Annotated in this window: 24 protein-coding genes; 14 read left to right on the plus strand and 10 right to left on the minus strand. The window is 74.2% G+C overall.

Going from position 1 to position 23,068, the window contains the following annotated elements:
* Positions 1-20: 20 nt before the first annotated feature.
* Positions 21-806 (minus strand): ABC transporter ATP-binding protein, encoded by a 786-nt coding sequence (locus tag OOT42_RS11430; protein ID WP_273651337.1) that lies wholly within the window; start codon positions 804-806, stop codon positions 21-23.
* A 112-nt stretch (positions 807-918) separates the two neighbouring features.
* Here OOT42_RS11430 and OOT42_RS11435 point away from each other — a divergent pair, with 112 nt between their 5' ends.
* Entirely contained in the window at positions 919-1,689 is a 771-nt protein-coding gene (locus OOT42_RS11435) for a hypothetical protein (RefSeq protein WP_273651338.1), read from the plus strand.
* A gap of 6 nt (positions 1,690-1,695) precedes the next feature.
* Here OOT42_RS11435 and glgA read toward each other — a convergent pair whose 3' ends face one another.
* Positions 1,696-2,922, minus strand: a complete 1,227-nt coding sequence (gene glgA / locus OOT42_RS11440; RefSeq protein WP_273651339.1) for a glycogen synthase — start codon at positions 2,920-2,922, stop codon at positions 1,696-1,698.
* Positions 2,923-3,033: 111 nt separating this feature from the next.
* Between glgA and glgC the strand changes: the two genes are divergently transcribed.
* The 3 genes from glgC to OOT42_RS11455 all read left to right on the plus strand — a co-directional run bounded on the left by glgC (position 3,034) and on the right by OOT42_RS11455 (position 6,132).
* On the plus strand, positions 3,034-4,275 hold the full coding sequence (glgC, locus tag OOT42_RS11445; RefSeq protein WP_273651340.1) for a glucose-1-phosphate adenylyltransferase: 1,242 nt from the start codon (positions 3,034-3,036) through the stop codon (positions 4,273-4,275).
* A 67-nt stretch (positions 4,276-4,342) separates the two neighbouring features.
* Positions 4,343-5,050: a phosphoserine phosphatase SerB gene (gene serB, locus OOT42_RS11450; protein WP_423775888.1), complete on the plus strand. Its 708-nt coding sequence runs from the start codon at positions 4,343-4,345 to the stop codon at positions 5,048-5,050.
* A complete protein-coding gene (locus tag OOT42_RS11455; protein WP_273651341.1) occupies positions 5,047-6,132 on the plus strand; it encodes a DUF4037 domain-containing protein in 1,086 nt (361 codons plus the stop codon). The genes serB and OOT42_RS11455 overlap by 4 nt, the downstream gene beginning before the upstream one ends.
* A gap of 30 nt (positions 6,133-6,162) precedes the next feature.
* Here the strand turns inward: OOT42_RS11455 and OOT42_RS11460 are convergent, their stop codons facing one another.
* From OOT42_RS11460 to OOT42_RS11470, 3 genes are read right to left on the minus strand one after another with little or no spacing between them, the layout of a single operon-like run.
* The gene (locus OOT42_RS11460; RefSeq protein ID WP_273651342.1) at positions 6,163-6,681 is read right to left on the minus strand and encodes a SixA phosphatase family protein; all 519 of its coding nucleotides are present in this window, start codon (positions 6,679-6,681) and stop codon (positions 6,163-6,165) included.
* Positions 6,682-6,696: 15 nt separating this feature from the next.
* A complete protein-coding gene (gene fabI / locus OOT42_RS11465) occupies positions 6,697-7,467 on the minus strand; it encodes an enoyl-ACP reductase FabI (RefSeq protein ID WP_273651343.1) in 771 nt (256 codons plus the stop codon).
* 46 nt (positions 7,468-7,513) lie between these two features.
* Positions 7,514-8,254, minus strand: a complete 741-nt coding sequence (locus OOT42_RS11470; protein ID WP_273651344.1) for a beta-ketoacyl-ACP reductase — start codon at positions 8,252-8,254, stop codon at positions 7,514-7,516.
* A 134-nt stretch (positions 8,255-8,388) separates the two neighbouring features.
* Here OOT42_RS11470 and OOT42_RS11475 point away from each other — a divergent pair, with 134 nt between their 5' ends.
* Genes OOT42_RS11475 through OOT42_RS11485 form a run of 3 tightly spaced genes read left to right on the plus strand, consistent with a single transcriptional unit; the run spans position 8,389 to position 9,970 of the window.
* Positions 8,389-8,739, plus strand: coding sequence for a DUF3099 domain-containing protein (locus OOT42_RS11475; RefSeq protein WP_273651345.1), 351 nt, complete (start codon positions 8,389-8,391; stop codon positions 8,737-8,739).
* Positions 8,736-8,978 carry a hypothetical protein gene (locus OOT42_RS11480; RefSeq protein WP_273651346.1) on the plus strand — a complete coding sequence of 81 codons (243 nt, stop codon included), beginning with the start codon at positions 8,736-8,738 and terminating at the stop codon, positions 8,976-8,978. Before OOT42_RS11475 ends, OOT42_RS11480 begins: the two co-directional genes overlap by 4 nt.
* Positions 8,975-9,970, plus strand: coding sequence for an SURF1 family protein (locus OOT42_RS11485; protein WP_273651347.1), 996 nt, complete (start codon positions 8,975-8,977; stop codon positions 9,968-9,970). Before OOT42_RS11480 ends, OOT42_RS11485 begins: the two co-directional genes overlap by 4 nt.
* On the opposite strand, the gene OOT42_RS11490 is transcribed toward OOT42_RS11485, so the two are convergent.
* A complete protein-coding gene (locus OOT42_RS11490; protein ID WP_273651348.1) occupies positions 9,954-11,552 on the minus strand; it encodes an ABC-F family ATP-binding cassette domain-containing protein in 1,599 nt (532 codons plus the stop codon). The genes OOT42_RS11485 and OOT42_RS11490 overlap by 17 nt on opposite strands.
* A 133-nt stretch (positions 11,553-11,685) precedes the next feature.
* On the opposite strand from OOT42_RS11490, the gene OOT42_RS11495 reads away from it, so the two are divergent.
* From OOT42_RS11495 to OOT42_RS11515, 5 genes are all read left to right on the plus strand, one after another.
* On the plus strand, positions 11,686-12,417 hold the full coding sequence (locus OOT42_RS11495) for a biotin transporter BioY (protein ID WP_273651349.1): 732 nt from the start codon (positions 11,686-11,688) through the stop codon (positions 12,415-12,417).
* Positions 12,418-12,428: 11 nt separating this feature from the next.
* Positions 12,429-13,148 (plus strand): energy-coupling factor ABC transporter ATP-binding protein, encoded by a 720-nt coding sequence (locus OOT42_RS11500; protein WP_273651350.1) that lies wholly within the window; start codon positions 12,429-12,431, stop codon positions 13,146-13,148.
* Positions 13,145-13,789, plus strand: coding sequence for an energy-coupling factor transporter transmembrane component T family protein (locus OOT42_RS11505; RefSeq protein ID WP_273651351.1), 645 nt, complete (start codon positions 13,145-13,147; stop codon positions 13,787-13,789). Before OOT42_RS11500 ends, OOT42_RS11505 begins: the two co-directional genes overlap by 4 nt.
* An 88-nt stretch (positions 13,790-13,877) precedes the next feature.
* Positions 13,878-14,765 carry a KPN_02809 family neutral zinc metallopeptidase gene (gene ypfJ / locus OOT42_RS11510; RefSeq protein ID WP_273651352.1) on the plus strand — a complete coding sequence of 296 codons (888 nt, stop codon included), beginning with the start codon at positions 13,878-13,880 and terminating at the stop codon, positions 14,763-14,765.
* Between the two features lie 86 nt (positions 14,766-14,851).
* The gene (locus OOT42_RS11515; RefSeq protein WP_273651353.1) at positions 14,852-15,385 is read left to right on the plus strand and encodes a GNAT family N-acetyltransferase; all 534 of its coding nucleotides are present in this window, start codon (positions 14,852-14,854) and stop codon (positions 15,383-15,385) included.
* Between the two features lie 71 nt (positions 15,386-15,456).
* On the opposite strand, the gene OOT42_RS11520 is transcribed toward OOT42_RS11515, so the two are convergent.
* Positions 15,457-18,768: a glycoside hydrolase family 9 protein gene (locus OOT42_RS11520; protein WP_273651354.1), complete on the minus strand. Its 3,312-nt coding sequence runs from the start codon at positions 18,766-18,768 to the stop codon at positions 15,457-15,459.
* A 373-nt stretch (positions 18,769-19,141) separates the two neighbouring features.
* Here OOT42_RS11520 and OOT42_RS11525 point away from each other — a divergent pair, with 373 nt between their 5' ends.
* Together OOT42_RS11525 and OOT42_RS11530 are read left to right on the plus strand one after the other, a co-directional pair.
* Complete coding sequence (locus tag OOT42_RS11525) at positions 19,142-20,140, plus strand: LacI family DNA-binding transcriptional regulator (RefSeq protein ID WP_273651355.1); 999 nt, start codon at positions 19,142-19,144, stop codon at positions 20,138-20,140.
* Positions 20,141-20,262: 122 nt separating this feature from the next.
* Positions 20,263-20,784: a DinB family protein gene (locus OOT42_RS11530; protein WP_273651356.1), complete on the plus strand. Its 522-nt coding sequence runs from the start codon at positions 20,263-20,265 to the stop codon at positions 20,782-20,784.
* Positions 20,785-20,859: 75 nt separating this feature from the next.
* Here OOT42_RS11530 and OOT42_RS11535 read toward each other — a convergent pair whose 3' ends face one another.
* From OOT42_RS11535 to OOT42_RS11545, 3 genes are read right to left on the minus strand one after another with little or no spacing between them, the layout of a single operon-like run.
* A complete protein-coding gene (locus tag OOT42_RS11535) occupies positions 20,860-21,186 on the minus strand; it encodes a metal-sulfur cluster assembly factor (RefSeq protein WP_124343615.1) in 327 nt (108 codons plus the stop codon).
* Entirely contained in the window at positions 21,183-21,665 is a 483-nt protein-coding gene (gene sufU / locus OOT42_RS11540) for a Fe-S cluster assembly sulfur transfer protein SufU (protein WP_273651357.1), read from the minus strand. Before sufU ends, OOT42_RS11535 begins: the two co-directional genes overlap by 4 nt.
* On the minus strand, positions 21,662-23,005 hold the full coding sequence (locus OOT42_RS11545) for a SufS family cysteine desulfurase (RefSeq protein ID WP_423776011.1): 1,344 nt from the start codon (positions 23,003-23,005) through the stop codon (positions 21,662-21,664). The genes sufU and OOT42_RS11545 overlap by 4 nt, the downstream gene beginning before the upstream one ends.
* Between the last annotated feature and the right edge of the window lie 63 nt (positions 23,006-23,068).

The raw sequence follows: 23,068 nt of genomic DNA on the forward strand, positions 1-23,068 counted from the left end.
CACCCGGACGAGCGGCGAGGTCAGCGTGCCGCGCGCGCCGCCCAGCGTCCCCCGACGTGGTCCACGGCGAGCTCGAGGCCGAACGCGCCGGACAGGTTCTCCGCGGTGAGCACCTCGTCGAGCGGGCCGGCGGCGTGCACGCGGCCGTCGCGCAGCAGCAGCAGGTGCGTGAACCCCGGCGGGATCTCCTCGACGTGGTGCGTCACCAGCACCAGGACGGGCGAGCGCGGGTCCGCCGCGAGCTCCGACAGCGCCGCCACGAGCTCCTCGCGACCGCCGAGGTCCAGGCCGGCCGCGGGCTCGTCGAGCAGCAGCAGCTCGGGGTCGGTCATGAGCGAGCGCGCGATCTGGACGCGCTTGCGCTCGCCCTCGCTCAGCGTGCCGAAGAACCGGTCCGCGAGCCGCTCGACGCCGAACGCGCGCAGCAGGTCCGCGGCGCGCTGCTCGTCGAGCTCCTCGTACGACTCGCGCCAGCGGCCCGTCACGCCGTACGCGGCGGTCAGCACGACGTCGCGCACGGTCTCGCCCGACGGGATCCGGTCCGCGAGCGCCGCGCTCGACAGCCCGACGCGGGGCCGCAGCTCGAACACGTCGACCCGGCCCAGCCGCGAGCCGAGGACGTCGGCGGTGCCCTCCGAGGGGTGCATGCGACCCGACGCGACCTGCAGCATCGTCGTCTTCCCGGCGCCGTTGCGGCCGAGCACCACCCAGCGCTCGCCCTCGCGGACCGTCCAGGACACCTCGTCGAGGATCGTCGTCGTCCCCCGGCGGATCGTCACGGCCTGCAGGTCGAGCACGTCGGTCATGGTGACGACCCTAACCAACGGGACGAACGTCCTCCGCACGCTCCGGCGGGTCGCCCGGCGTGGCCTCGGTCACGTGCGCGGGACGGACGGGACCGGGCTCTACGGTGGAGCGGTGACGACGCTCGACCTGCCCCGCTCCGTGGTCCTCGCGCTGTGGCTCGCGCAGGACGGGGTGGACCGCGCCGCGATGGCCCGCGCCGTGCAGGTCGACGACGAACCGCACACGGTGCGCGCGACCGTCGACGACGCCGAGCAGGTCGACGGGCCGCTGTCGCTGCTGCTCGACGTGTGCGGCCCGGGCCCGCGGGACGTCGCGGCGCTCGTGCCCGCTCCCGGTGACGCCTCCGGCGCCCCGCCCGCGGTGAGCGCGGCCGCGACCACCGCCGGCGAGGCGCTCCTCGTCCGCAGCGACCTCGCGTGCGTCGCTGCCGTGCCCGGCGTGCAGCGGTTCGGGTCCGACCTGGAGCCCGGCCACCTCGTCACGTGGGACGTGCACGGCGTCGCGGACTGGCGCACGGCGGTGCTCGGCTCCGCGGGGTCGCTCGCCGACGCGGAGCGTGCGCTGCGACAGGGGCTGATCGACGCGACCGAGGCCCTCGTGCGCCTCGACGTCGCGCGCTGGCGGCCGGACGCGGCCGAGCAGATCGCGGGCCTGCGCGACCTCGAGCTGCCGGCGTGGCGGCTCCCGCCCGGCATCGACGGCCGGCGCGTGCGCGTGCTCGCGTCGGCGGCCCGCCTGCGCGGGATCGTCGCGCTCGCGACGCAGGACGACGGCGGCGCCGTCAACCTCTGGCAGGCCGACCAGCGCTCGACGGCCCTGCGCGAGGTCGACCGCGTCGCCCGCCGCGCGCTGGCCGCCGCCGCGACGTCGATCGGGCCCTGACGCGCCTCAGCCGAGGACGTCGCGGTAGACGGTGAGCGTGCGCTCGCCGATCGCCTCCCAGGAGAAGTGGTCCTCGACGCGCCGGCGTGCCGCGCGCCCCCACGCGGCGGCGCGGTCGGGGTCCGCGACGAGCGCGTTCAGGGCGTCGGCGAGGTCGCCCACGAACCGGTCGGGGTCGACGGGCGTGCCGGTGCCGTCCTGCACCTGGTCGATCGGCACGAGCGTGCCGGTCACGCCGTCGACGATGACCTCCGGGATGCCGCCCGTGGCCGTGCCGACCACGGGCAGCCCGACGGCCATGGCCTCGAGGTTGACGATGCCGAGCGGCTCGTAGACGGACGGGCAGACGAACACCGTGCCGTGCGCGAGGATCGCGACGACGTCCGCCCGCGGCAGCATCCGGTCGATCCACACGACGCCGGACCGCTTCTCGCGCAGCTGCGCGACGAGCCCCTCGACCTCGGCGGCGATCTGCGGCGTGTCGGGCGCACCCGCGCACAGCACGAGCTGCACGTCGGCGGGCAGGCGCTCCGCGGCCCGGAGGAAGTACGGCAGGCCCTTCTGGCGCGTGATGCGACCGACGAACACGACGGCCGGACGCGTCGGGTCGATGCCGAGGGCGCGCACGGTCGCCTCGGCCTGCGCGACGTCCTCGTCGCCCGTCGGGCGTCGCCAGCCGTCGAGGTCGATGCCGTTGTGCACGACGTGGACGCGCGACGGGTCGACGGCCGGGTACGCGCGCAGGATGTCCGCGCGCATGCCGCCCGACACCGCGATGACCGCCGCGGCCGCCTCGTACGCGGTCCGCTCGGCCCACGACGAGATCGCGTAGCCGCCGCCGAGCTGCTCGGCCTTCCACGGCCGCAACGGCTCCAGGCTGTGCGCGGTGACCACGTGCGGCAGGCCGTGCAGGAGCGACGCGAGGTGGCCGGCGAGGTTCGCGTACCAGGTGTGCGAGTGCACGATCGAGCTCGCGACGCCGTCGTCACCGACCCGGCCGACCGCGTCGACCATCTCGAGGTCGACGCCGAGCGTCTGCAGGGCGGCGTTCGCCTGCTCCAGACCGCCGGGGACGGTGTACCCCTGGACCCCCGGCTCGTCGCGCGGCCCGTCGAAGGCGTGGACCCGGACGTCGACCTTCTGGCGCAGCACGCGGGTCAGCCCCGCGACGTGGACCCCGGCACCGCCGTAGACGTGCGGCGGGTACTCGCGGGTCAGCAGGTCGACACGCACCGGGACCTCCACTGTCGGGTCCGGTCGGCGACCGGCTCTCTTCGCGACACGCTAGCGCGTGGCGGGCCGCTCGCCTCGCCGGAGACCTCCCCGTGGGCCTAGGGTCGTCGCATGGCAGCGCCGCGCGTCCTCGCAATCGTCCTCGCAGGTGGAGAGGGCAAACGACTCATGCCGCTGACGGCGCACCGCGCGAAGCCCGCCGTCCCGTTCGGTGGCATCTACCGGCTCGTCGACTTCGCCCTGTCGAACGTCATCAACTCCCGGTACCTGCACGTCATCGTGCTCACCCAGTACAAGTCGCACAGCCTCGACCGGCACGTGTCGAAGACGTGGCGCATGTCGCCGCTCCTGGGCAACTACGTGGCCGCGGTGCCCGCGCAGCAGCGCGTCGGCAAGCACTGGTACCTGGGGTCCGCGGACGCCATCTACCAGTGCCTCAACATCATCGAGGACGAGCGTCCCGACATCGTCGTCGTGGTCGGCGCGGACCACGTGTACCGGATGGACTTCTCGCAGATGGTCGAGGCGCACCGGGAGTCCGGCGCCGAGCTCACCGTCGCGGCGATCCGCCAGCCGATCGCCGAGGCCGACCAGTTCGGCGTCATCGAGACGCACCCGAACGACCCGACCAAGATCGCGGCGTTCCGCGAGAAGCCGAGCGACCCGGTCGGTCTCGTGGACTCGCCGAACGAGATCCTCGCGTCGATGGGCAACTACGTCGCGAACACCGACGCGCTCGTGCGGGCCGTCACCGAGGACGCCGAGAACCCGACGTCGCGGCACGACATGGGCGGCGACATCGTCCCGGCCTTCGTCGAGCGCGGCACGGCCGCGGTCTACGACTTCATCCGCAACGACGTGCCCGGCTCGACGCCGCGCGACCGCGACTACTGGCGGGACGTCGGGACGATCGAGGCGTTCTACGAGGCGAACACCGACCTCATCTCGATCGAGCCGGTGTTCAACCTCTACAACGACGAGTGGCCGCTCTACACCGGCTACACGGGCCTGCCGCCGGCCAAGTTCGTGCACGCCGGCGCCGGTCGTCTCGGCCACGCGGCCGACTCGATCGTCTCCCCCGGCGTCCTCGTCTCCGGCGCGACCGTGTCCGGCTCGGTCATCTCCCCCGGGGTGCGCCTGCACTCGTGGGCGCAGGTCACCGACTCCGTGCTCATGGACGACGTGCACGTGCACCGCTACGCGCAGGTGCACCGCGCGATCATCGACAAGAACGTCGTCGTGCCGGAGCGCGCGCGCATCGGCCTCGACCGCGATCACGACCTCGCGCGCGGCTTCACGATCACCGAGTCGGGCATCACGGTCGTCCCGAAGGGCGCGGTCGTCAGCGACTGACGCGCGCGGCGCACACCAGGCGGGCACGCCCGGCGCCGCAGTGGGCGGTCGCACTAGCCTGCGTCGCGTGAGCACCCCCGCGCCCCGCACCGCCGTGCCCGCCGCGACCGCCCCGTCGGCCGGGTCCGACGACGACACGCGCCGTCTCGTCGTCATGGACGTCGACTCGACGTTCATCACGAGCGAGGTCGTCGAGATGCTCGCGGCGCACGCGGGCTCCGAGGCGCTCGTCACCGAGATCACCGAGCGGGCGATGCGCGGCGAGATCGACTTCGCCGAGTCGCTCCACGAGCGCGTCGCGACGCTCGCAGGGCTGCCCGCGTCGGTGTGCGACGACGTGCTCGGCCAGGTCGAGCTCTCCCCCGGCGCGGTCGAGCTCGTCGCGGAGATGGACGCGCGCGGCTGGCCCGTCGGTCTGGTGTCGGGCGGGTTCCTCGAGATCGTGGAGCCGCTGGCCGCCCGTCTCGGCATCCGGCTCGTGCACGCCAACCGGCTGGAGGTCGCCGACGGCCGGCTCACGGGCCGCGTCGCCGGGCCCGTGGTCGACCGCGCGGTCAAGGCGCAGACGCTGCGGGCGTACGCGGCGCGGGTCGGGGTGCCGATGGAGCGCACGGTCGCGATCGGGGACGGTGCGAACGACCTCGACATGCTCGCGGCGGCGGGGTTCGGCATCGCGTTCAACGCCAAGCCGCTCGTGGCCGCGTCGGCCGACGCCGTCGTCACGGACCGGCTCGACGCGGTGCTCGGCCTGCCGCCGTTCGTCGTCGGCGCGTGACGACCGCGTTCGTCCCCGGCGCGGAGCTCGCGCGCCTGCTCCACGGTCACGTCGCGCCCGTGCTCGCGGCGCGCGGCCTGCCGTACACCGCGGCGCTGGTCGGGCCGGGGTCGGACGTGCTGGGCTTCGACGACGTGACGTCGACGGACCACGACTGGGGTCCGCGGCTGCAGGTGCTGCTCACCCCCGAGGACCACGCGACGCACGCCGCCGCGCTGCACGAGGAGCTCCGGCACCGGCTGCCCGAGGAGGTCGGCGGCTGGACCACACGGGCCGCGGCACCGGCCTCCGACGGCACCCGCGGACCGGGCAGCGGCGGACCCGGCACCCCGGTCGAGCACCGGGTCGACGTGCTGACCCTCGACACGCTCCTCACGCGCGTGCTCGGCGACGTCCGCCCACCCCTGTCGACCGCCGACTGGCTCGTCGTCCCGCAGCAGCGCCTGCTGTCCCTCACCGCGGGCGTCGTGCTGCACGACGACCTCGGCCTGGAGCGCGTGCGCGCCGAGCTGGCCGCCTACCCGCAGGACGTGTGGCTCTACCAGCAGGCGTCGGCGTGGTCGGCGATCGGCGAGGACGCGCACCTCGCGCCGCGGGCGGGCATGGCCGGCGACGACCTCGGCTCACGGCTCGTCACGGCGCGTGTGTGCCGCACCGCGGTGCTCCTGGCGTTCCTCCAGGCACGCCGGTACGCGCCCTACGACAAGTGGCTCGGCACGGCGTTCCGACGGCTGCCGGCGGCGGCCGACCTCGCCGGGCCGCTCGACGCGACCCTCGCGGCCGCGGACTGGCGGACGCGCCAGCGGGCGCTCGGGGAGGTGCTCGTCGCACTCCTGCGCGCGCACAACGCGCTCGACGTCACGCCACCGGTGCCCGAGCGGACGGTGCCGTTCCACACCCGCCCGTTCGCGGTGGTCGAGGCCGAGAGCGTCGCCGACCTGCTGCTCGCCGCCGTGACCGAGCCGTCGGTCCGCTCGCTGGGTCGCCGACGGCTGATCGGCGGCGTCGACCTCGTCACGCAGAGCACGGCGCTGTCGACGGACGTCACGCGCGGCGCAGCCCTGCGTAGCCTCTACGCCTGACGCGGCGCCGCCCCGGCCGGCGCGGGTGCGTCAGCCCGGCAGGCCGAGGCGCTCGAGCGTCGCGCTCGCCGGCGCGAGCCCCGACCACGGGCCGGTGAACCCGAGCACCGACCAGCTCGCCGTCGGCACGCCGACCTGGACGCGCGACAGCGCCGCGACGTCCGAGTCCGGCCCGGCGAGCGCGGCGGCGGCCCGGCTCATCGTGGGCTCGTGCCCGACGACGAGCACGGTCGCCACGTCGTCGCGCACGGCACGCACCACGTCGAGCAGCGACGAGAGGCCCGCGTCGTAGACCTCGTCACGCAGCTCGAGGGCCGGGTCGGCGCCGAGCGTGCCGCGCACGAGGTCCCACGTCTGCCGGGTGCGCAGGCTCGTGGAGCACAGCACGAGGTCCGGGACCAGACCCGCCGCAGCGAGCTGCGCGCCGACCTGGCCGGACTGCTTGCGACCGACCAGCGACAACGGCCGCTGGTGGTCGGGAAGGCCCTCGGGGTGCTCGGCCTTGGCGTGCCGGAGCAGGAGCAGTCGGTGGGCGGAGTCGGACGTCACCGGCTCAGCGTCCCATCACAGGCCCATCGCGTGCACGCCGCCGTCGACGTGCACGATCTCGCCGGTCGTCGCCGGGAACCAGTCGGACAGCAGCGCGGCGACGGCGCGCGCCGTGGGCTCGGGGTCGGACACGTCCCAGCCGAGCGGCGCACGGTCGGGCCAGCCGCCCTCCATCGCCTCGAAGCCGGGGATCGACTTCGCGGCGGTCGTGCGGATCGGGCCCGCGGACACGAGGTTGACCCGCACGCCGTGCGGGCCGAGGTCGCGCGCGAGGTAGCGGGCGGTCGACTCGAACGCCGCCTTGGCGACACCCATCCAGTCGTAGACGGGCCACGCGTAGCGCGCGTCGAACGTGAGGCCGACGACGGCCGAGCCGCGGGCCAGCAGCGGCTGCGCGGCGACCGCGAGCGACTTCAGCGAGTACGCGCTGACGTGCAGCGCGGTCGCGACGTCGTCCCACTCGCCCGCGAGGAAGTTGCCGCCCATGACGGACTGCGGCGCGAAGCCGATCGAGTGCACGACGCCGTCGAGGCTGTCGAAGCCCGCCTCGCGCACGCGGTCCGCGAGCGCGTCGAGGTCCTCCTGCGACGTCGCGTCGAGCTGCAGGACCTGCGCCTCGACGGGCAGGCGCCGGGCGATCGCCTGGGTGAGCCGGAACTGCCGGCCGAAGGAGGTGAGCACGACCTGCGCGCCCTGCTCCTGCGCGAGGCGCGCGACGTGGAACGCGATCGAGCCGTCGGTGAGGACGCCGGTGACGAGGAGCTTCTTGCCGTCGAGCAGACCCATGGGAGTTCCGTCCTGTTGCGGTGCGTGGGGGAAGGTCGAGGGAGGGTCAGTGACCCATGCCGAGGCCGCCGTCGACGGGGATCACGGCCCCGGAGATGTAGCCGGCGGCGTCCGAGGCGACGAACTCGACGGCCGCGGCGACCTCCTCGGGCTGCGCGAACCGGCCGGCGGGGATCGACGCGAGGTAGGCCTTCTGGCGGTCCTCGGGCAGCGCGCGCGTCATGTCGGTGTCGATGAAGCCGGGCGCGACGACGTTGGCGGTGATCCCGCGGCCGCCCAGCTCGCGCGTGATGGACCGCGCCATGCCGACGAGCGCGGACTTCGACGCGGAGTAGTTCACCTGGCCGGGGCCGCCGTACAGGCCGACGACGGACGAGATGAGCACGATGCGCCCCCGGCGCAGCCGGATCATGCCCTTCGACGCGCGCCGCACGACCCGGAAGGCACCCGTGAGGTTGACGTCGAGGACGTCGGTGAACTCCTCGTCGGTCATGCGCAGGAGCAGCTGGTCGCGCGTGACGCCGGCGTTCGCGACGACGACCTCGACGGGACCGTGCGCGGCCTCGATCTCCGTGAACGCCGCGTCGACGGCGGCGGTGTCGCGCACGTCGGCCACGGCGCCCAGGACGCCGTCGGGCAGGTCGCCCGAGCGGTAGATCGTCGCGACCTGGTCACCGGCGGCGACGAAGCGCTCCGCGATGGACCGGCCGATGCCGCGGTTCGCGCCGGTCACGAGGACGCTGCGCGGGCGGTGAGCGGGCGTGGCGTTGTCGGAAGTCTCAGGCACGGAACCCGACGCTATCCGACGTCCCCGGCACGTCGGGGTCCCGGCCCGGCACAGGAACACCCCGGCATGTTGTGGGAACCGGACAACGGCCGCCCCCGACGGTCGGTGCCCGCCGACCGGACTACGATCAGGTGGTGAGCAGCCGCAGGACTCCCAGAGCGCACGAGGCGCCGGGCGACGACGTCCAGCGCATCACGTCCGCGCCCGAGTCGCTCGCGGACGACATGGCCCGCCGGCAGCGCCGCTACCTCGCCCAGATGGGCGTCCGCATGGTGTGCTTCGCGGCCGCCTTCTTCGCGTGGGGCCACCTGCCCGTCGTCGTGCCGATCCTCCTGCTGATCGCCGCCGTGGTGCTGCCGTACGTCGCGGTCCTGTTCGCCAACGCGGGCCGCGAGCGTCGCGACACCGACGACGCGTCGTTCATGCAGTACCGCGAGATCGGGCCCGGCTCGGGTCCGCACCACCAGGTCGGGGGCGGCTCGTGAACCTCCTGGGAGGCGTGCCGGACGCCGTCGACGAGCTCGTCTGCTCCGCCCGCGGCTGCCGCACGGAGGCCGCGTGGGGCGTGCTGTGGAACAACCCGAAGCTGCACACCCCCGAGCGTCGCAAGGTGTGGCTCGCGTGCGACGAGCACCGGGAGCACCTGTCGCAGTACCTCGACGTGCGCGGCTTCCTGCGTGACGTCGTCCCCGCCGGCGACCTGGACCGGGTGGCGCCGTCGTGAGTGCGGCCGCTCGCCGGGCCGTCGGGATCGTCTGCGTCGGGGTCGTGCTCGCGACGGCGTGCGTGTTCCTGGGCCGCTGGCAGTGGAACCGGCACGTCTGGCGCGACGCGGCGATCGCGGTCGTCGAGACGAACTACGCGGCCGACCCGGTGCCCCTCGACGACGTGCTCACGTCCACGGACGAGGTGCTCGGCAAGGCCGACGAGTGGCGCACGGTCGAGGTGGTCGGGCGCTACGACGCCGACGCGACGGTCCTGCTGCGCAACCGCCCGGTCGACGGGCACCCCGCGTACCACGTGCTCGTGCCGTTCGTCGTGACGGACGCCTCCGCGGGCACCGCAGAGGCCCCCACGGGAGCGGGCGACGTGCTCGTCGTCGACCGCGGCTGGGTGCCGACGGGCGAGGACGCGAGCGCCGCGGTCGACGTACCCGCTCCCCCGACCGGGACCGTGACGCTCACCGCGCGCCTGCGGCTCGACGAGCGCGAGACGACCCGGACGGCGCCGCCGGGGCAGGTCCAGGCCGTCGCGTCGTCGCAGGTCCTCGCGGCGGGCGGGCTCGACGTGGTGCCGTACGCCGCCTACGCGCAGCGCCTGGCCGAGGACCCCGCGCCCGCCGACGTGCCCGGGACGCTGCCCCCGCCCAGCACCGACCCCGGCTCGCACCTGTCGTACGCGTTCCAGTGGTGGGCGTTCGCGCTGCTGATCCTCGGCGGGTCGGTGTTCGTCGCCCGGCGCGAGGCGGCGCTGCTGACCGAGGCCGCGGAGACCGGCACACCGCGCGCGGACGAGGACGAGCGGCCCGCGACGTCGCCGTCGACCGGGTCGCACCCGGGTCGGCCGACGCCCGGCACCCCGCCCGCGAACCGCCGCGGCGCACCGTCCGCCCCGCGCCGGCGCGGCGGGCGCGCCGAGGACGAGGAGGACGCCCTGATCGACGCGCAGCTCGCGGCGCGCGACGAGCAGGACGGGCCCGTCAGGCCAGCGCGATGAGGTCCAGGTAGTCGGGACCCCACAGGTCCTCGGCGCCGTCGGGCAGCAGCAGCACGCGCTCGGGGTCGAGCGCCGCGACGGCACCCTCGTCGTGCGAGACCAGCACGACCGCACCCTTGTAGGTACGCAGCGCCGCGAGGATCTCCTCGCGCGACGCCGGGTCGAGGTTGTTCGTCGGCTCGTCGAGCAGCAGCACGTTGGCCGAGGAGACGACGAGCGTCGCGAGCGCGAGTCGCGTCTTCTCGCCGCCCGACAGCACGCGCGCGGGCTTGTCGGCGTCGTCGCCCGAGAACAGGAACGAGCCGAGCACCGAGCGCACCTGCGTATCGGTGAGGTCGGGCGCCGCGGTCCGGAGGTTCTCGACGACCGTGCGGTCGAGGTCGAGCGTCTCGTGCTCCTGCGCGTAGTACCCGAGCTTGAGCCCGTGGCCGGGCTTCACCTCGCCCGTGTCGGACTCCTCGATGCCGCCGAGGATCCGCAGCAGCGTCGTCTTGCCCGCACCGTTGAGCCCGAGCACCACGACCTTCGAGCCGCGGTCGATCGCGAGGTCCACGTCGGTGAACACCTCGAGCGACCCGTACGACTTCGACAGCCCCTCGGCCGTGATGGGCGTGCGGCCGCACGGCGCCGGGTCGGGGAACCGCAGGCGCGCGACCTTGTCCTGGGCGCGCACCTCCTCGAGCCCCGACAGCATCCGCTCGGCACGGCGCGCCATGTTCTGCGCGGCGACGGCCTTCGTGGCCTTCGCACGCATCTTGTCCGCCTGCGCGAGCAGCACCGACGCCTTCTTCTCGGCGTTCGCGCGCTCGCGACGGCGGCGCTTCTCGTCCGTCTCGCGCTGCTGCAGGTACGCGTCCCAGCCGAGGTTGTACTGGTCGAGCTGCGACCGGGTGGCGTCCAGGTGGAACACCTTGTTGACCGTCGCGCGCAGCAGCTCGACGTCGTGCGAGATCACGACGAAGCCGCCCGAGTACTGCTTGAGGTAGTCGCGCAGCCACGTGATCGAGTCGGCGTCGAGGTGGTTCGTCGGCTCGTCGAGCAGCAGCGTGTCGACGCCCGAGAACAGGATCCGCGCGAGCTCGACGCGTCGCCGCTGACCGCCGGACAGCGTGCCCATCGGCTGCGCGAGCACGCGGTCGTCGAGACCCAGGTTCGACGTGATGCGGTGCGCCTCGCTCTCGGCGGCATAGCCACCCGCGGCGGTGAACCGGGCCTCGAGGCGCGCGTACCGGGCCATCGCCGTCTCGCGCACGTCGTCGTCCGCGGCGGCCATCGCACCCTCGGTGACGCGCATCGCGCTGACGATCTCGTCGAGACCGCGCGCCGACAGCACGCGGTCCATCGCGAGCTGCGCGAGGTCGCCGTGGCTCGGGTCCTGCGGGAGGTAGCCGATGTCGCCCGAGCGGGAGATCGTGCCGCCCGTCGGCTGGGTCTCCCCCGACAGCGTGCGGGTGAGGGTCGTCTTGCCGGCGCCGTTGCGTCCGACGAGACCGATGCGGTCGCCCGAGGCGATCCGGAACGTCGTCGGTTCGAGCAGCACACGGGCGCCGACGCGCAGCTCGACGGCCTGAGCGGTGATCACGTGGTGGTTTCCTCCGAGAAAAGCGTCCCGGCGTTGGCCACGGACGCGAAGGACCACGATTCTACCTAGCCGCTAGCGTGACGATCCGCGCTGATTTCCGACGCCACGCCGCCACGAGGCCCCTGGGGGACCCATGACCGACGCGCCCGAGAAGCACCTGTCGACCGACTCCGCCGCCGCGGCGGCCGTCCATCCCGCACCCGTCGTCCGCTCGAGCGTCGCGACCGATGTCGCGCTCGTCTCGACGTTCGCGGCGTTCGTCGCCGTCTGCGCGATCCTGCCCCCGATCCCGACGCCGTCCGGCGTGCCGATCACCCTGCAGACCTTCGCGGTCGCGCTGGCCGGCCTCGTCCTCGGCTGGCGACGCGGCTTCCTCGCCGTCGCGCTGTACGTGGCGGTCGGGCTCGCCGGCGTGCCGGTCTTCTCGGGCGGCACCGGTGGTGTGGCGGTCCTCGCCGGCCCCACGGTCGGGTACCTCGTCGCGTTCCCCTTCGCGGCGGCTGTCGCCGGCTTCCTCGGCGGCTACGCGGTCCGGGTCGGCCCCGCGCGGCTGGAGCGGCTCGGGTCGTTCGCCGCAGCGCGTGAGCCGGGTGGGCTTCGACGCGCCGCCGAGTGGCTCCGGGCTGCGCTCCGGCACGCGCCGCGCTACGGCGCTCTCGTCGGCGCCGGTCTCGCGGCGAGCTTCCTGACGATCCACCCGGCCGGCATCGCGGGCCTCATGGTCCGCCTCGACCTCGACCTCGCCACGGCGATCACGACCGACATCGTGTTCTGGCCCGGCGACGTCGTGAAGAACCTGCTCGCGGCCGCCGTCGCGCTCGCCGTGTTCCGCGCGTTCCCCGACCTGCTGCGCACGCGCCGCTGACGGGGGGTCACGTGATCGAGCTCGACGACGTCGTCGTCACCGCCTGGAGCCCCGACCCGGACGGCGGCGCCGACCGGGTCGTGCGGCTGCTCGGGCCGGTGACGCTGCGGCTCGCCGAGCGGCGGATCGCGGTCGTCGGGGCCAACGGGTCGGGCAAGTCGACGCTCGCGCGGCTCCTCAACGGGCTCGTCCTGCCGTCGAGCGGGACCGTGCGCGTCGACGGCCTCGACACCGCGTCGGACGGCGCCGCGGTCCGGCAGCGCGTCGGGTTCGTGTTCACGGACCCGAGCGCGCAGATCGTGCTGCCGACGCCGCTGGAGGACGTCGCGCTCTCGCTGCGCCGGCGCTTCCCCGACAAGGCCGAGCGGACCGCGGCCGCACGGGCGGCGCTGCGCCGGTTCGGGCTCGACGGGCGCGCCGACGTGTCCGTGCACGCGTTGTCGGGTGGTCAGCGCCAGCTCCTCGCGATCGCGGCCGTGCTGGCGGTCGAGCCCGCGGTGCTCGTGTGCGACGAGCCGACGACGCTGCTGGACCTGCGCTGGCGGCGCGTCGTCGACGACCTGCTCGCGGACCTCGACCAGCAGGTCGTCGTCGTCACGCACGACCTCGACGCCGCCCGCCGCGCGGACCGCGTGCTCGTGGTCGACGACGGGCTCGTCGTGCACGACGGCGACCCGCACGACGCGGTCGCGCACTACGAGGCGCTCATGGGCCAGGCGGGCGTCCCGTGACGCGTCGCGACCGCGGCCCGATGCGTCCGCCGTGGGCCGGTCCGCTCGGCCTGTACCACCCCGGCACGACGGTCGTGCACCGGCTGCCGGCGGGGGCCAAGCTCGCCACGCTCCTGGTCGCCGGGATCGCGGTTCTGCTGCTCGACGGCCCGTCGGCGGCCCTCGCCGCCCTCGGGGTCGCGATCGGCGTCCTGCTCGTGGCGCGCGTGCCGCTGCACCGCACGACGCGCGGACTGCTCCCGGTCGTCGTCCTCGCGCTCGTCGTCGGCGGGTACCAGACGTGGACGCGCGGGTGGGAGGTGGGCGTGGAGGTCGCGGCCGAGCTGCTCGCCCTCGTCGTCCTCGGGACCGTCGTCACCGCGACCACCCGGTCCGACGCGCTGCTCGACGTGCTCGCCCGCGTGGCCCGACCGCTCCGGCACGTCGGCCTGCACCCCGAGACCGTGGCGCTGGCCGTCGGGCTGTTCCTCCGGACGATCCCGGTGCTCGCGCACTCGTCGCTCGAGGTGCGCGCCGCCGCGCGTGCCCGCGGCCTCGACCGCGACCCACGCGCGCTCGTCCTGCCCGCGGCCGTCCGCATGGTCGCCCACGCCCGTGCGACGGGCGACGCGCTGGCCGCCCGCGGCCTCGCCGACGACTGACGGACGCCGCCCACGCGTCACGTGCACGAACGGGTGGATCCGCCGTCCCGACGGGCGGACACCCGGGCGCGGGGTTACGGTCCCCTCCGTGACGTTCGGTGAGGGTGGTCAGTTCGAGGGCGGCCGCGTCCGCACGAGCCGCGGCGGCAAGGTCGCCGTGGGCGGCGGGATCGGCGCGCTCGTCGTCGCGGTGCTCGCGATCTTCCTCAACCAGTCCGGCAACGGCGACCTCGCCAACGTGCTGCAGGGCGTCGCCGGCGGCGGCGGCCAGCAGGCCGAGCAGGGCGTCGTGGGCGACTGCACCGCCGAGCAGGCCAACGAGCAGCGCGACTGCCGCCTCTCGGCGACGCTGCAGGCCCTCGACGCGTACTGGGGCGCCGAGCTCCCCGCGCAGGGGGCGCAGTTCGCGGTGCCCGCCGCCGAGGCGTTCGAGGGCCAGACGACCACGGGGTGCGGCGCCGCGTCCGCGTCGACCGGGCCGTTCTACTGCCCGCCGGACCAGACGATCTACCTGGACCTCGGCTTCTACGACGTCCTGCAGAGCCAGTTCGGCGCGCAGGACGGCCCGCTCGCCGAGATGTACGTCACGGCGCACGAGTACGGCCACCACGTGCAGAACCTCACCGGCGTCATGGACCAGGCGCAGCGGCAGGGCACCGGCGCCGAGTCCGACTCGGTGCGCGTCGAGCTCCAGGCCGACTGCTACGCCGGCATGTGGGTCGGCAATGCCGCCACGCAGGTCGACCCCGACACGGGCGTGACGTTCCTGGAGCCCATCACCACCGAGCAGCTCCAGCAGGCGCTGTCCGCCGCGGAGGCCGTCGGCGACGACCACATCCAGCAGCAGTCCAGCGGCGGCGTGAACCCCGACACCTGGACCCACGGCTCGTCCGAGCAGCGCCAGCGCTGGTTCACGACCGGCTACGAGCAGGGCACCCTCGCCGCCTGCGACACGTTCGCGACCGACGACCTCTGACGTCGCTCGCGCGACGCCGGACGTGCGCGATCGGGAGCGTCGATATCGACCTGCGACGCGGCGGGCCGCTCGCTAGCCTCGCGCGCGTGCTGATCCGCCCCGAGACCCCCGCCGACGTCGACGCCGTGCGGGAGGTCGTCGCCCGCGCGTTCGGCGACCACGCCGACCACGTCCTCACGATGCTCGACGCCCTGCGCCGCGACCCCGCCTGGGTCGACGGCCTCTCGCTCGTCGCCGTCGACGACGCCGTCGTCGGCCACGTCCTCCTGACCCGTGTCACCGTCGCCTCGGCGCGCGGCCCGGTGCCCGCCCTCACGTTGTCGCCGCTCGCGGTCGACCCCGTCGCGCAGGGGCGCGGGATCGGCACCGCGCTCGTCGCGGCCGCGCTCGACGCCGCGTCGGCGGCAGGCTGGCCGCTGGTCGTCCTGGAGGGCGACCCCCGGTACTACGGCCGCCGTGGCTTCGTCGCCGCCGAGCCGCTCGGCCTCCCCTCGCCGTCTCCCCTGATCCCGGCCGGCGCGTGGCAGGTGGCGCTCCTGCCCGCGCACGAGCCGTGGATGACCGGACCCGTGCGGCTGTCGGCTCCCCTGCTGGCCGTCAACGACCTCGCCCGAGGCTGACCGGACGGCGGACGCCGTACCCGTGACCACGAGGCGGTCACGGGTACGGCGTCCTGCCGCAGACCCTGGCGTCAGCCGCGCGCTTGTGCCCGCCGGGTCACCGTCACGGCCCCGACGCCGAAGGCGACGAGCACGAGCCCGAGACCGACGAGCGCCCAGGGGTCCGCGCCGGTCGTCGCGAGGAAGCGCGCACCGGCGGACGTCGCGGTGGTCCCGCCGCCTGCCCCTCCGCCCGCACCGGCCGTCGGCGCGTCCCGCGTCACCGTGAGCGTGGCTGGCGCCGAGTACGCCCCGCCGAACGTGTTCGCGGCGTACGCCCGGAACTGGGCCCCGGAGTCCGCGGTGCGCGCGGTGAACGCGAGGACCGCGTCGGTCGCACCCGGCACGTCGGTCCACGTCCCGTCCACGAGGCGCTGCCACTGCACCGTCGGCGCGGGCGACCCCGTCGCGGCGACACTGAGGCGCACCGGTGCCCCGTCGGCGGCCGTGACGTCGGACGGGTCGTCACGGACCCACGCGACCGTGCCCGCGGCCGACGCGTCACCGCCGCGCTGGTCCGCGACGAACGACGCCACCCACGACAGCGCCGAGTTCCAGTTCACGGTGATCTCGTTGGTCGACCACGACTGGATGTCGTCGACGTAGCAGAGCTGCGGGGCGCACATGTGGTCGGGACCGTAGAGCCCGCTGATGACCGGGTCCCAGGTGCCGACGTCGGAGTTGGGGCCACCGGACACCGACCCGACGGGCGGGTTGGGCAGCGCGTCGGTGAGCGAGTGGGCGAACCAGCGGCTGTGCTGGTCGTCGGAGAACACGTCGCCGTAGCCCGTGATGTACGAGTTGTTCAGCGCGTTGCGGCCCAGCAGGTAGTCCATCGACTCGAGGACCGCGTCCGCGAACCGCTGGTCGCCCGTGAGGTCGAACGCGGTGCCGAGGACCACCTGGTTGTTGAGGACGGCCGAGTTCGACCCCCACTCGTAGACGCCGTCGTCGTCGCCGACGTACGCGGTCCCGAAGGGCTGCGCCGCCTGCCGCGCGAGGTACGTCTCCGCGCCGTCGACGACGGACTGGCGGATCGCGGTGCGTCCGGGGATGTCCGACTCCACCACGGCGAGGTCCATGCGCCCGAGGGCCGCGGTCTCGCCCCAGTACATGCCGCCCGACGTGAAGATGTCCGCGGTGTGGTGCTCGTTCGCGAGCACCGCGTCCCGGAACTCCGGCTCGCCGGTCGTGAGGAAGAGCTCCGCCGCCGCCCAGTAGAACTCGTCGCTGACGTCGTCGTCGTCGTACGGTCCGCCGCCCGGGCTCGGGTCGGCGTTCGGCGCCGGGGCGTACAGGTCCGGCGTCGCGACCGCAGCCGCGTACGCGGTGCGTGCGGCGGCGAGGAGCTCGGCCGCGAAGTCGGCGTCGTACGGCTCCCAGAGGCGGGCGCCCTGCGCCGCGACGGCTGCGAGGTTGAGGGTCGCCGCGGTCGACGGGCGGTGCAGCCGGCGCTGCTGCGGGTCGTCCGACGGCAGGAGAGGCAGACCGGTCCAGTCGACGTCGTGGACCTTGTGGTGGACCATGCCGGCGAGCGGCCGGCCGGCCGGGACCTGCATGCGCAGCATCCACTCGAGCTCCCAGCGCGCCTCGTCGAGCGCGTCGGGCACGCCGTTCGTCTGCTCGTCGAGCGGGATGTCGAGCGTCCCGTCCCCGAGCGCGTCGACGTCGCCCGTGGGCGCGGAGAGCGCGCGCTCGTAGGTGCTCATCACCTGCGCGACCGCGATGCCGCCGTTGACGACGTACTTGCCGTGGTCCCCGGCGTCGTACCAGCCGCCGGTGACGTCGAGCGTGTAGTCGCACGTCCAGTCGCCGTAGAGGTTCTGCGCCTCGGCCGGCGTGATGCACGGGACCGCGACGTCACCCTGGTTCGCGCCCGCGTCGCCCGGCTGACCGACGTGACCCGCGGCCCGCGTGTACCGCGCGTCCCCGATGATCGACCCGTCGATCGCGATGCCGCTGCGGACCGGGTAGAAGTAGTCGAGCGCGTCGTAGCGCAGCTGCTCGTAGAGGTCGTCGCCGATGACGAACGCGTGGCTCGTCTCACCGTCCGCCCGCAGGGTGTAGGTGCCCGGTGCCGTCACGTCGCCGAAGTCGATGACCTGCACGTTGACGCCTGCCGTCGGGTCGACGCCCTGCGGTTCCGTGCTGCCGGATGCCACGACCGTGCCGCCGGACACGAGCTCCCAGTCGACCGGGTCGGTCTCCTCGGTCACGAGGGTCGCGCGCTTCGGTCCCTCGGTCAGGTAGCCGACCTGGTTGACGCGCACGCGCGGCCCGGTCTCGGGCTCGTACGGCGCCGGGGGCTCGCTCGTCTCGGCGAACGACAGCTCGGTGATGCAGAAGGTGTACGGCGACGTGCGGCGTCCGAGCTCGAGCTGGATCCGCCCGAAGGCCGTGGCCGGGTCGGCGCTGAACGTGGCGTCGGCCGTGAAGGCGTAGGTGAACGTCTGCGGGTCGGTCGTGAGCGCGGCGTCGTCGTCGAGCACCCGGTGCCACGGCTCGCCGAACTGACCGACGATCACGTTGACCGGTGCCGGGTCGCTCGCGTAGGCGGTGAACTCGAGGACGTAGTTGCGGCCCTCGACGACGTCGACGTACTTGAGCTCGAGGCCCGCCTCGTACGGGTTGGCGTAGCCCCCGCGCAGGTCGATGCACGCGCTGAGACCGTCGGCCCCGGCACGGGCGGTGCCGCCACCCGTCGCGTCGTACAGCGAGAACTCACCGAGGTTGCCGCCCGTGAACGCGTGGTCGATACCCCCGCCGGACGTCAGGGAGAAGTTGTCGACGCAGAACGTGTAGGGCTCCGACTGCCCACCGAGCTGGAAGGAGACCTGCCCGGTCCCGGTGGTCCAGTCGTCGGCGACCGGCGAGTCGGGCGTGCCCGGGCGCGTCGGCCAGTCCGCCGCGGTGAAGGTGACCTCCACGTGCTGCGGCGTCGCCGAGCCGTCGAGCACCACCTGGTGGCCGAAGGCCGCGGGGTAGCCGAGCCCGCCCTGGACGGGGACGGTCACCGGGGCGGTCGCGTGCGCGTCGAACGCGACCACGTAGGTGGCGTCGCGGTCGAAGGCCACGCCGTCGTGCTGCAGAGCGATGTCCCACGGGTTCACGCCGCCGTCGACGACGGCGCAGAGCTCACCGCTCGTGACGGAGGACGAGACGGAGCCCGCGTTCGCGTACGAGAACCACCCGTCGGCGTCGCCGGCGGCGAAGTCGTGCTCGTCCGTCAGGGGGGCGGCTGTCGCCGTCGACGCGACGGCCGCGACGACGAGCAGCGCTGCCGACACCGCGCCGGCCAGCCACCGGCTGGGGCGAGGGCGGCGCTGGACAGGTGAGGGGACCACGGTGTCTCCGTTGGTGAGGGCGCTCCGAGCGCGATGGGCGGGTCAGTGCATCTGGAAGCGCTTCCATAGGTGGTCGGCAGCGAGCCTGCCCTGACCGGCCCGGCCCCTGTCCCCGGCTCGGCCCGCACCCTCGCAGGCCGCCCCATCAACAGACTGGACGCGCTTCCAGTTGTGCGCCGATAGTGTGGCCTCACGATCCGGGTGTCAAGGTGAACGTGCTGGTCATCCCTCGACGGAGTGACCACGTACGGAGCGCGTTGGGCCGGAAGCGCTTCATCGGATCACGCTCGCCGTGCTAGCCTCGGCACGTTTCGACACGCGGGCGAGGGAGTCCATGGCAGGCCGGACCGGGCGTCCCCCCACTCTCGACGAGGTGGCACGCCGAGCGGGCGTCTCGCGCGCGGCGGCGTCCCGCGCCATCAACAACACGGTCCACGTCAGCCCCGCGACCCGCAGCGCCGTGGAGCGCGCCGTCCGCGAGCTGGGGTACGTCCCGAACGTCACGGCCCAGGCGCTCGCACGGCAGAAGGTCGGCGCCGTCGTCCTCGCCGCCTCGCACGACAACCCGGACCTGCTCGGGGACCCGTTCATCGGCCAGGTGATCGTGGGCGTCACCACCGCCCTCGAGAGCACCGAGCTCGACCTCAAGCTCCTCCTCTGCCACCCCGAGAAGGGTCACGACCGGGTGCAGCGCATGCTCCGACGGCCACGCGCCGACGGGGTCATGGTCATCGCGCTGCGAGGCGACGACCCCCTGCAGCGCATGGTCGAGGAGTCCGGACTTCCGGCGGTCTACGGCGGTCGCCCGCTCCGCGGCGACCCGGACTGGTTCGTCGACGTCGACAACCGGGGCGGTGGGCGGACGGCGGCCGAGCACCTGGTCCGCCTCGGGCGACGCCGGATCGCCACGATCGCCGGGCCCGTGGACTCCCACGCCGCGGCCGCACGGCTCGAGGGCGTGACCGACGCGCTGTCCGTCGCGGGTCTCGACCCCACGCTCGTCGAGCACGCCGACTTCACACGTCAGGGCGGGTCGTCCGCGATGGCGCGTCTGCTCGAGCGCCACCCGGACCTCGACGCGGTCACCGTCGCGTCCGACAACATGGCCGTCGGAGCGCTGCACACCCTCGCGCAGCACGGGCGCCGTGTTCCCGAGGACGTCGCCGTCGTCGGCTTCGACGACCTGCCCATCGCCGAGCTCGCCCAGCCGTCGCTCACGACCGTCCAGCAGCCCATCCGGTCGCTGGGGTACGAGATGGCCCGGATCCTCCTGGCCGTCGTCGACGGCGAGACGCCGAGCTCGCTGCTCCTGCCGACCCGGCTGGTGGTCCGCGGGTCGGCGCCACTGAGCGCGCCACCGTCGCCCGCCTGACGACTCCCGGGCATCCCGCCGCCCGTCATCCCCGCGGGTTGACGACCACGGCACCGGGATCGACGACGCCCGGCGACCCGCGCGCCGTCTGCTCGCCGCCGCCGCGCCGCTAGTGTGCCCCGATGACCGAGCGCCTCGACCCGCCCCTGTCCGCCGACGAGCTCACCACTCTTCGCGCCTTCCTCGACTTCCACCGCCAGACGCTCCTGCTCAAGACCGAAGGGCTGGACGCCGCGCAGCTCGCCCGCACCCTCGCGCCGTCCGCCATGACCCTCGGCGGCCTGCTCAAGCACCTCGCGCTGGTCGAGGACAGCTGGTTCGGGGAGGTCCTGGCGGGTCGTACGGCGTCGGAGCCGTGGGCGTCCGTGGACTGGGACGCCGACCGCGACTGGGAGTGGAGCAGCGCGGCCGCCGACACGCCCGGCGAGCTGCGCACCCTGCTCCAGGAGGCGATCGCGCGGTCGGACGCGATCGTCGACGAGCTCGGCCCCGACCCCGACCGCCACGCGGTGCGCGCGCACCGACGCACGGGCGAGCCGATCAGCCTGCGCTGGATCCTCGTGCACATGATCGAGGAGTACGCCCGCCACAACGGGCACGCCGACCTGCTGCGCGAGTCCATCGACGGCGTCACCGGCGAGTGACACCGCGCCACCCGGGAACGACGACGCCCGGTCCCCCGCGTCGGGGTCCGGGCGTCGTCGTGCCGGCCGGGGCCGTCAGATGTTGAAGCCGAGGGCGCGCATCTGGGCGCGGCCGTCGTCGGTGATCTTCTCCGGGCCCCACGGCGGCATCCAGACCCAGTTGATGCGGAAGCCGTCGACGATGCCGTCGAGCGCCTGCGCGGACTGGTCCTCGATGACGTCGGTCAGCGGGCACGCCGCGGACGTGAGCGTCATGTCGATGACGGCGGTGTTCGTCTGGTCGATGACGACGCCGTAGACGAGGCCGAGGTCGACGACGTTGATGCCGAGCTCGGGGTCGATGACGTCCCGCATGGCCTCCTCGACGTCGGCGACCGTGGTCGGGTTGGTCTCGGTGCTCATGCGTCCTCCTTGGTGCGCGTCGCGCCGGTCTTGATGAGTGCGTCGTTCAGGGCGACCCAGCCGAGCAGGGCGCACTTCACGCGGGCCGAGTAGCGGCCGACGCCCGTGAAAGCGGCGGCGTCGCCGAGCTTGTCCTCCACCTCGTCTCCGAGGCCGGCGCCCTTGGACTGCATGAGGGCGCGGAAGGTGCCGGCGAGGTCGTCGACGGCTGCGAGGTCCTGGTCGACGACCAGGTCGTGCAGGACGGACACCGAGGCCTGGGAGATCGAGCACCCCTGCCCCTCCCAGCGCACGTCGCGCACGACGCCGGCGGCGTCGACGTCGACCTGCAGGGTGACCTCGTCGCCGCAGGTCGGGTTGACCTGGTGCGACTCCGCCGACAGGGCCCCGGCCTCGGCCGCACCGAGGCCCCGCCCGTGCGGGTGCTTGGCGTGGTCGAGGATGACCTGCTGGTACAGCTGTTCCATCGAGGTGCTCATGCGTGACTCCCGTCCTCCAGACCGAAGAACGTCCGCACCCCGGCGAGTGCTTCCCGGAACACCTCGATCTCCTCGTCGGTCGTGTAGACGGCGGCCGACGCGCGCGCGGTCGCGGCGACGCCGAACCGGCGGTGCAGCGGCTGCGCGCAGTGGTGTCCGACCCGCACGGCGACGCCGGCGTCGTCGAGCACCTGGCCCACGTCGTGCGCGTGCACGCCGTCGACGACGAACGACACGTTCGCGAGCCGGTCGCGGGCGTCGGTCGGGCCGATCACGCGGACGCCCGGCACGGACGCCACGGCGTCGAGCAGGAGCTGCGTGAGGTGCGCCTCGTGCGCGGCGACGGCGTCCATGCCGAGCTCGGCCAGGTAGGACGCGGCGGCGCCCATGCCGACGGCCTGGGACACCATCTGCGTGCCGGCCTCGAACCGCTGCGGCGGCGGCGCGTAGGTCGTGCGCTCCATGGTGACGACCTCGACCATCGAGCCGCCGGTCGTGACGGGCGGCATGGCCTCGAGCAGCTCGCGCCGCCCGTAGAGCGCGCCGACACCGGTCGGGCCGAGCATCTTGTGACCCGAGAACGCGGCGAAGTCGACGCCGAGCGCGTCGAGGTCGACCGGCAGGTGCGGGACCGACTGGCACGCGTCGAGGACGGTGAGCGCGCCGACCTCACGGGCCCGTGCGACGAACGCGTCGACGGGCGTGATCGCGCCCGTGACGTTCGACGCGTGCGAGAACGCGAGCACGCGCGTGCGCTCCCCCACGACCGTCGCGAGGTCGTCGAGGCGCAGCCGACCGTCGTCGTCGACGCCGATCCAGCGCAGCGTCGCCCCCGTGCGCGCCGCGAGCTCCTGCCACGGCACGAGGTTCGCGTGGTGCTCCGCCTCGGTGACGACGATCTCGTCGCCGGGACGCAGCGCGAACCGCGCCGACGCCTCTCCGCCGCGGCCCAGCGACGCGTTCGACATCGCGTACGCGACGAGGTTGATCGCGGCCGTCGCGTTCGACGTCCAGACGAGCTCGCCGGGCGAGACGCCGACGAACGACGCGACCCGACCGCGCGCGTCCTCGAACGCCTCGGTGGCCTCCTCGGCGAGCTGGTGCGCGCCGCGGTGCACGGCGGCGTTGCGCTGCACGTAGAAGTCCTGCTCGGCGTCGAGGACGACCTCGGGCTTCTGCGACGTCGCGCCGGAGTCGAGGTAGACGAGCGGGCGGCCGCCGCGCAGCGTGCGCGCGAGCAGCGGGAAGTCCGCGCGGACCGCGGCGAGCTCGGCGGGGCCGAGCGTGCCGCCGGTCGCCGGCGCGGTGGCGCCGTCGGCGGGGGCCGCGGTGTCGAGCATGCTGGTCACGTCGTCCGCCCTTCGTCGTGCGTCGGGGTGTCGGTCCGTCCCCGGGGCGACACG

The organism is Cellulomonas fimi, from assembly GCF_028583725.1.
GTDB classification, from domain to species: domain Bacteria; phylum Actinomycetota; class Actinomycetes; order Actinomycetales; family Cellulomonadaceae; genus Cellulomonas; species Cellulomonas fimi_B.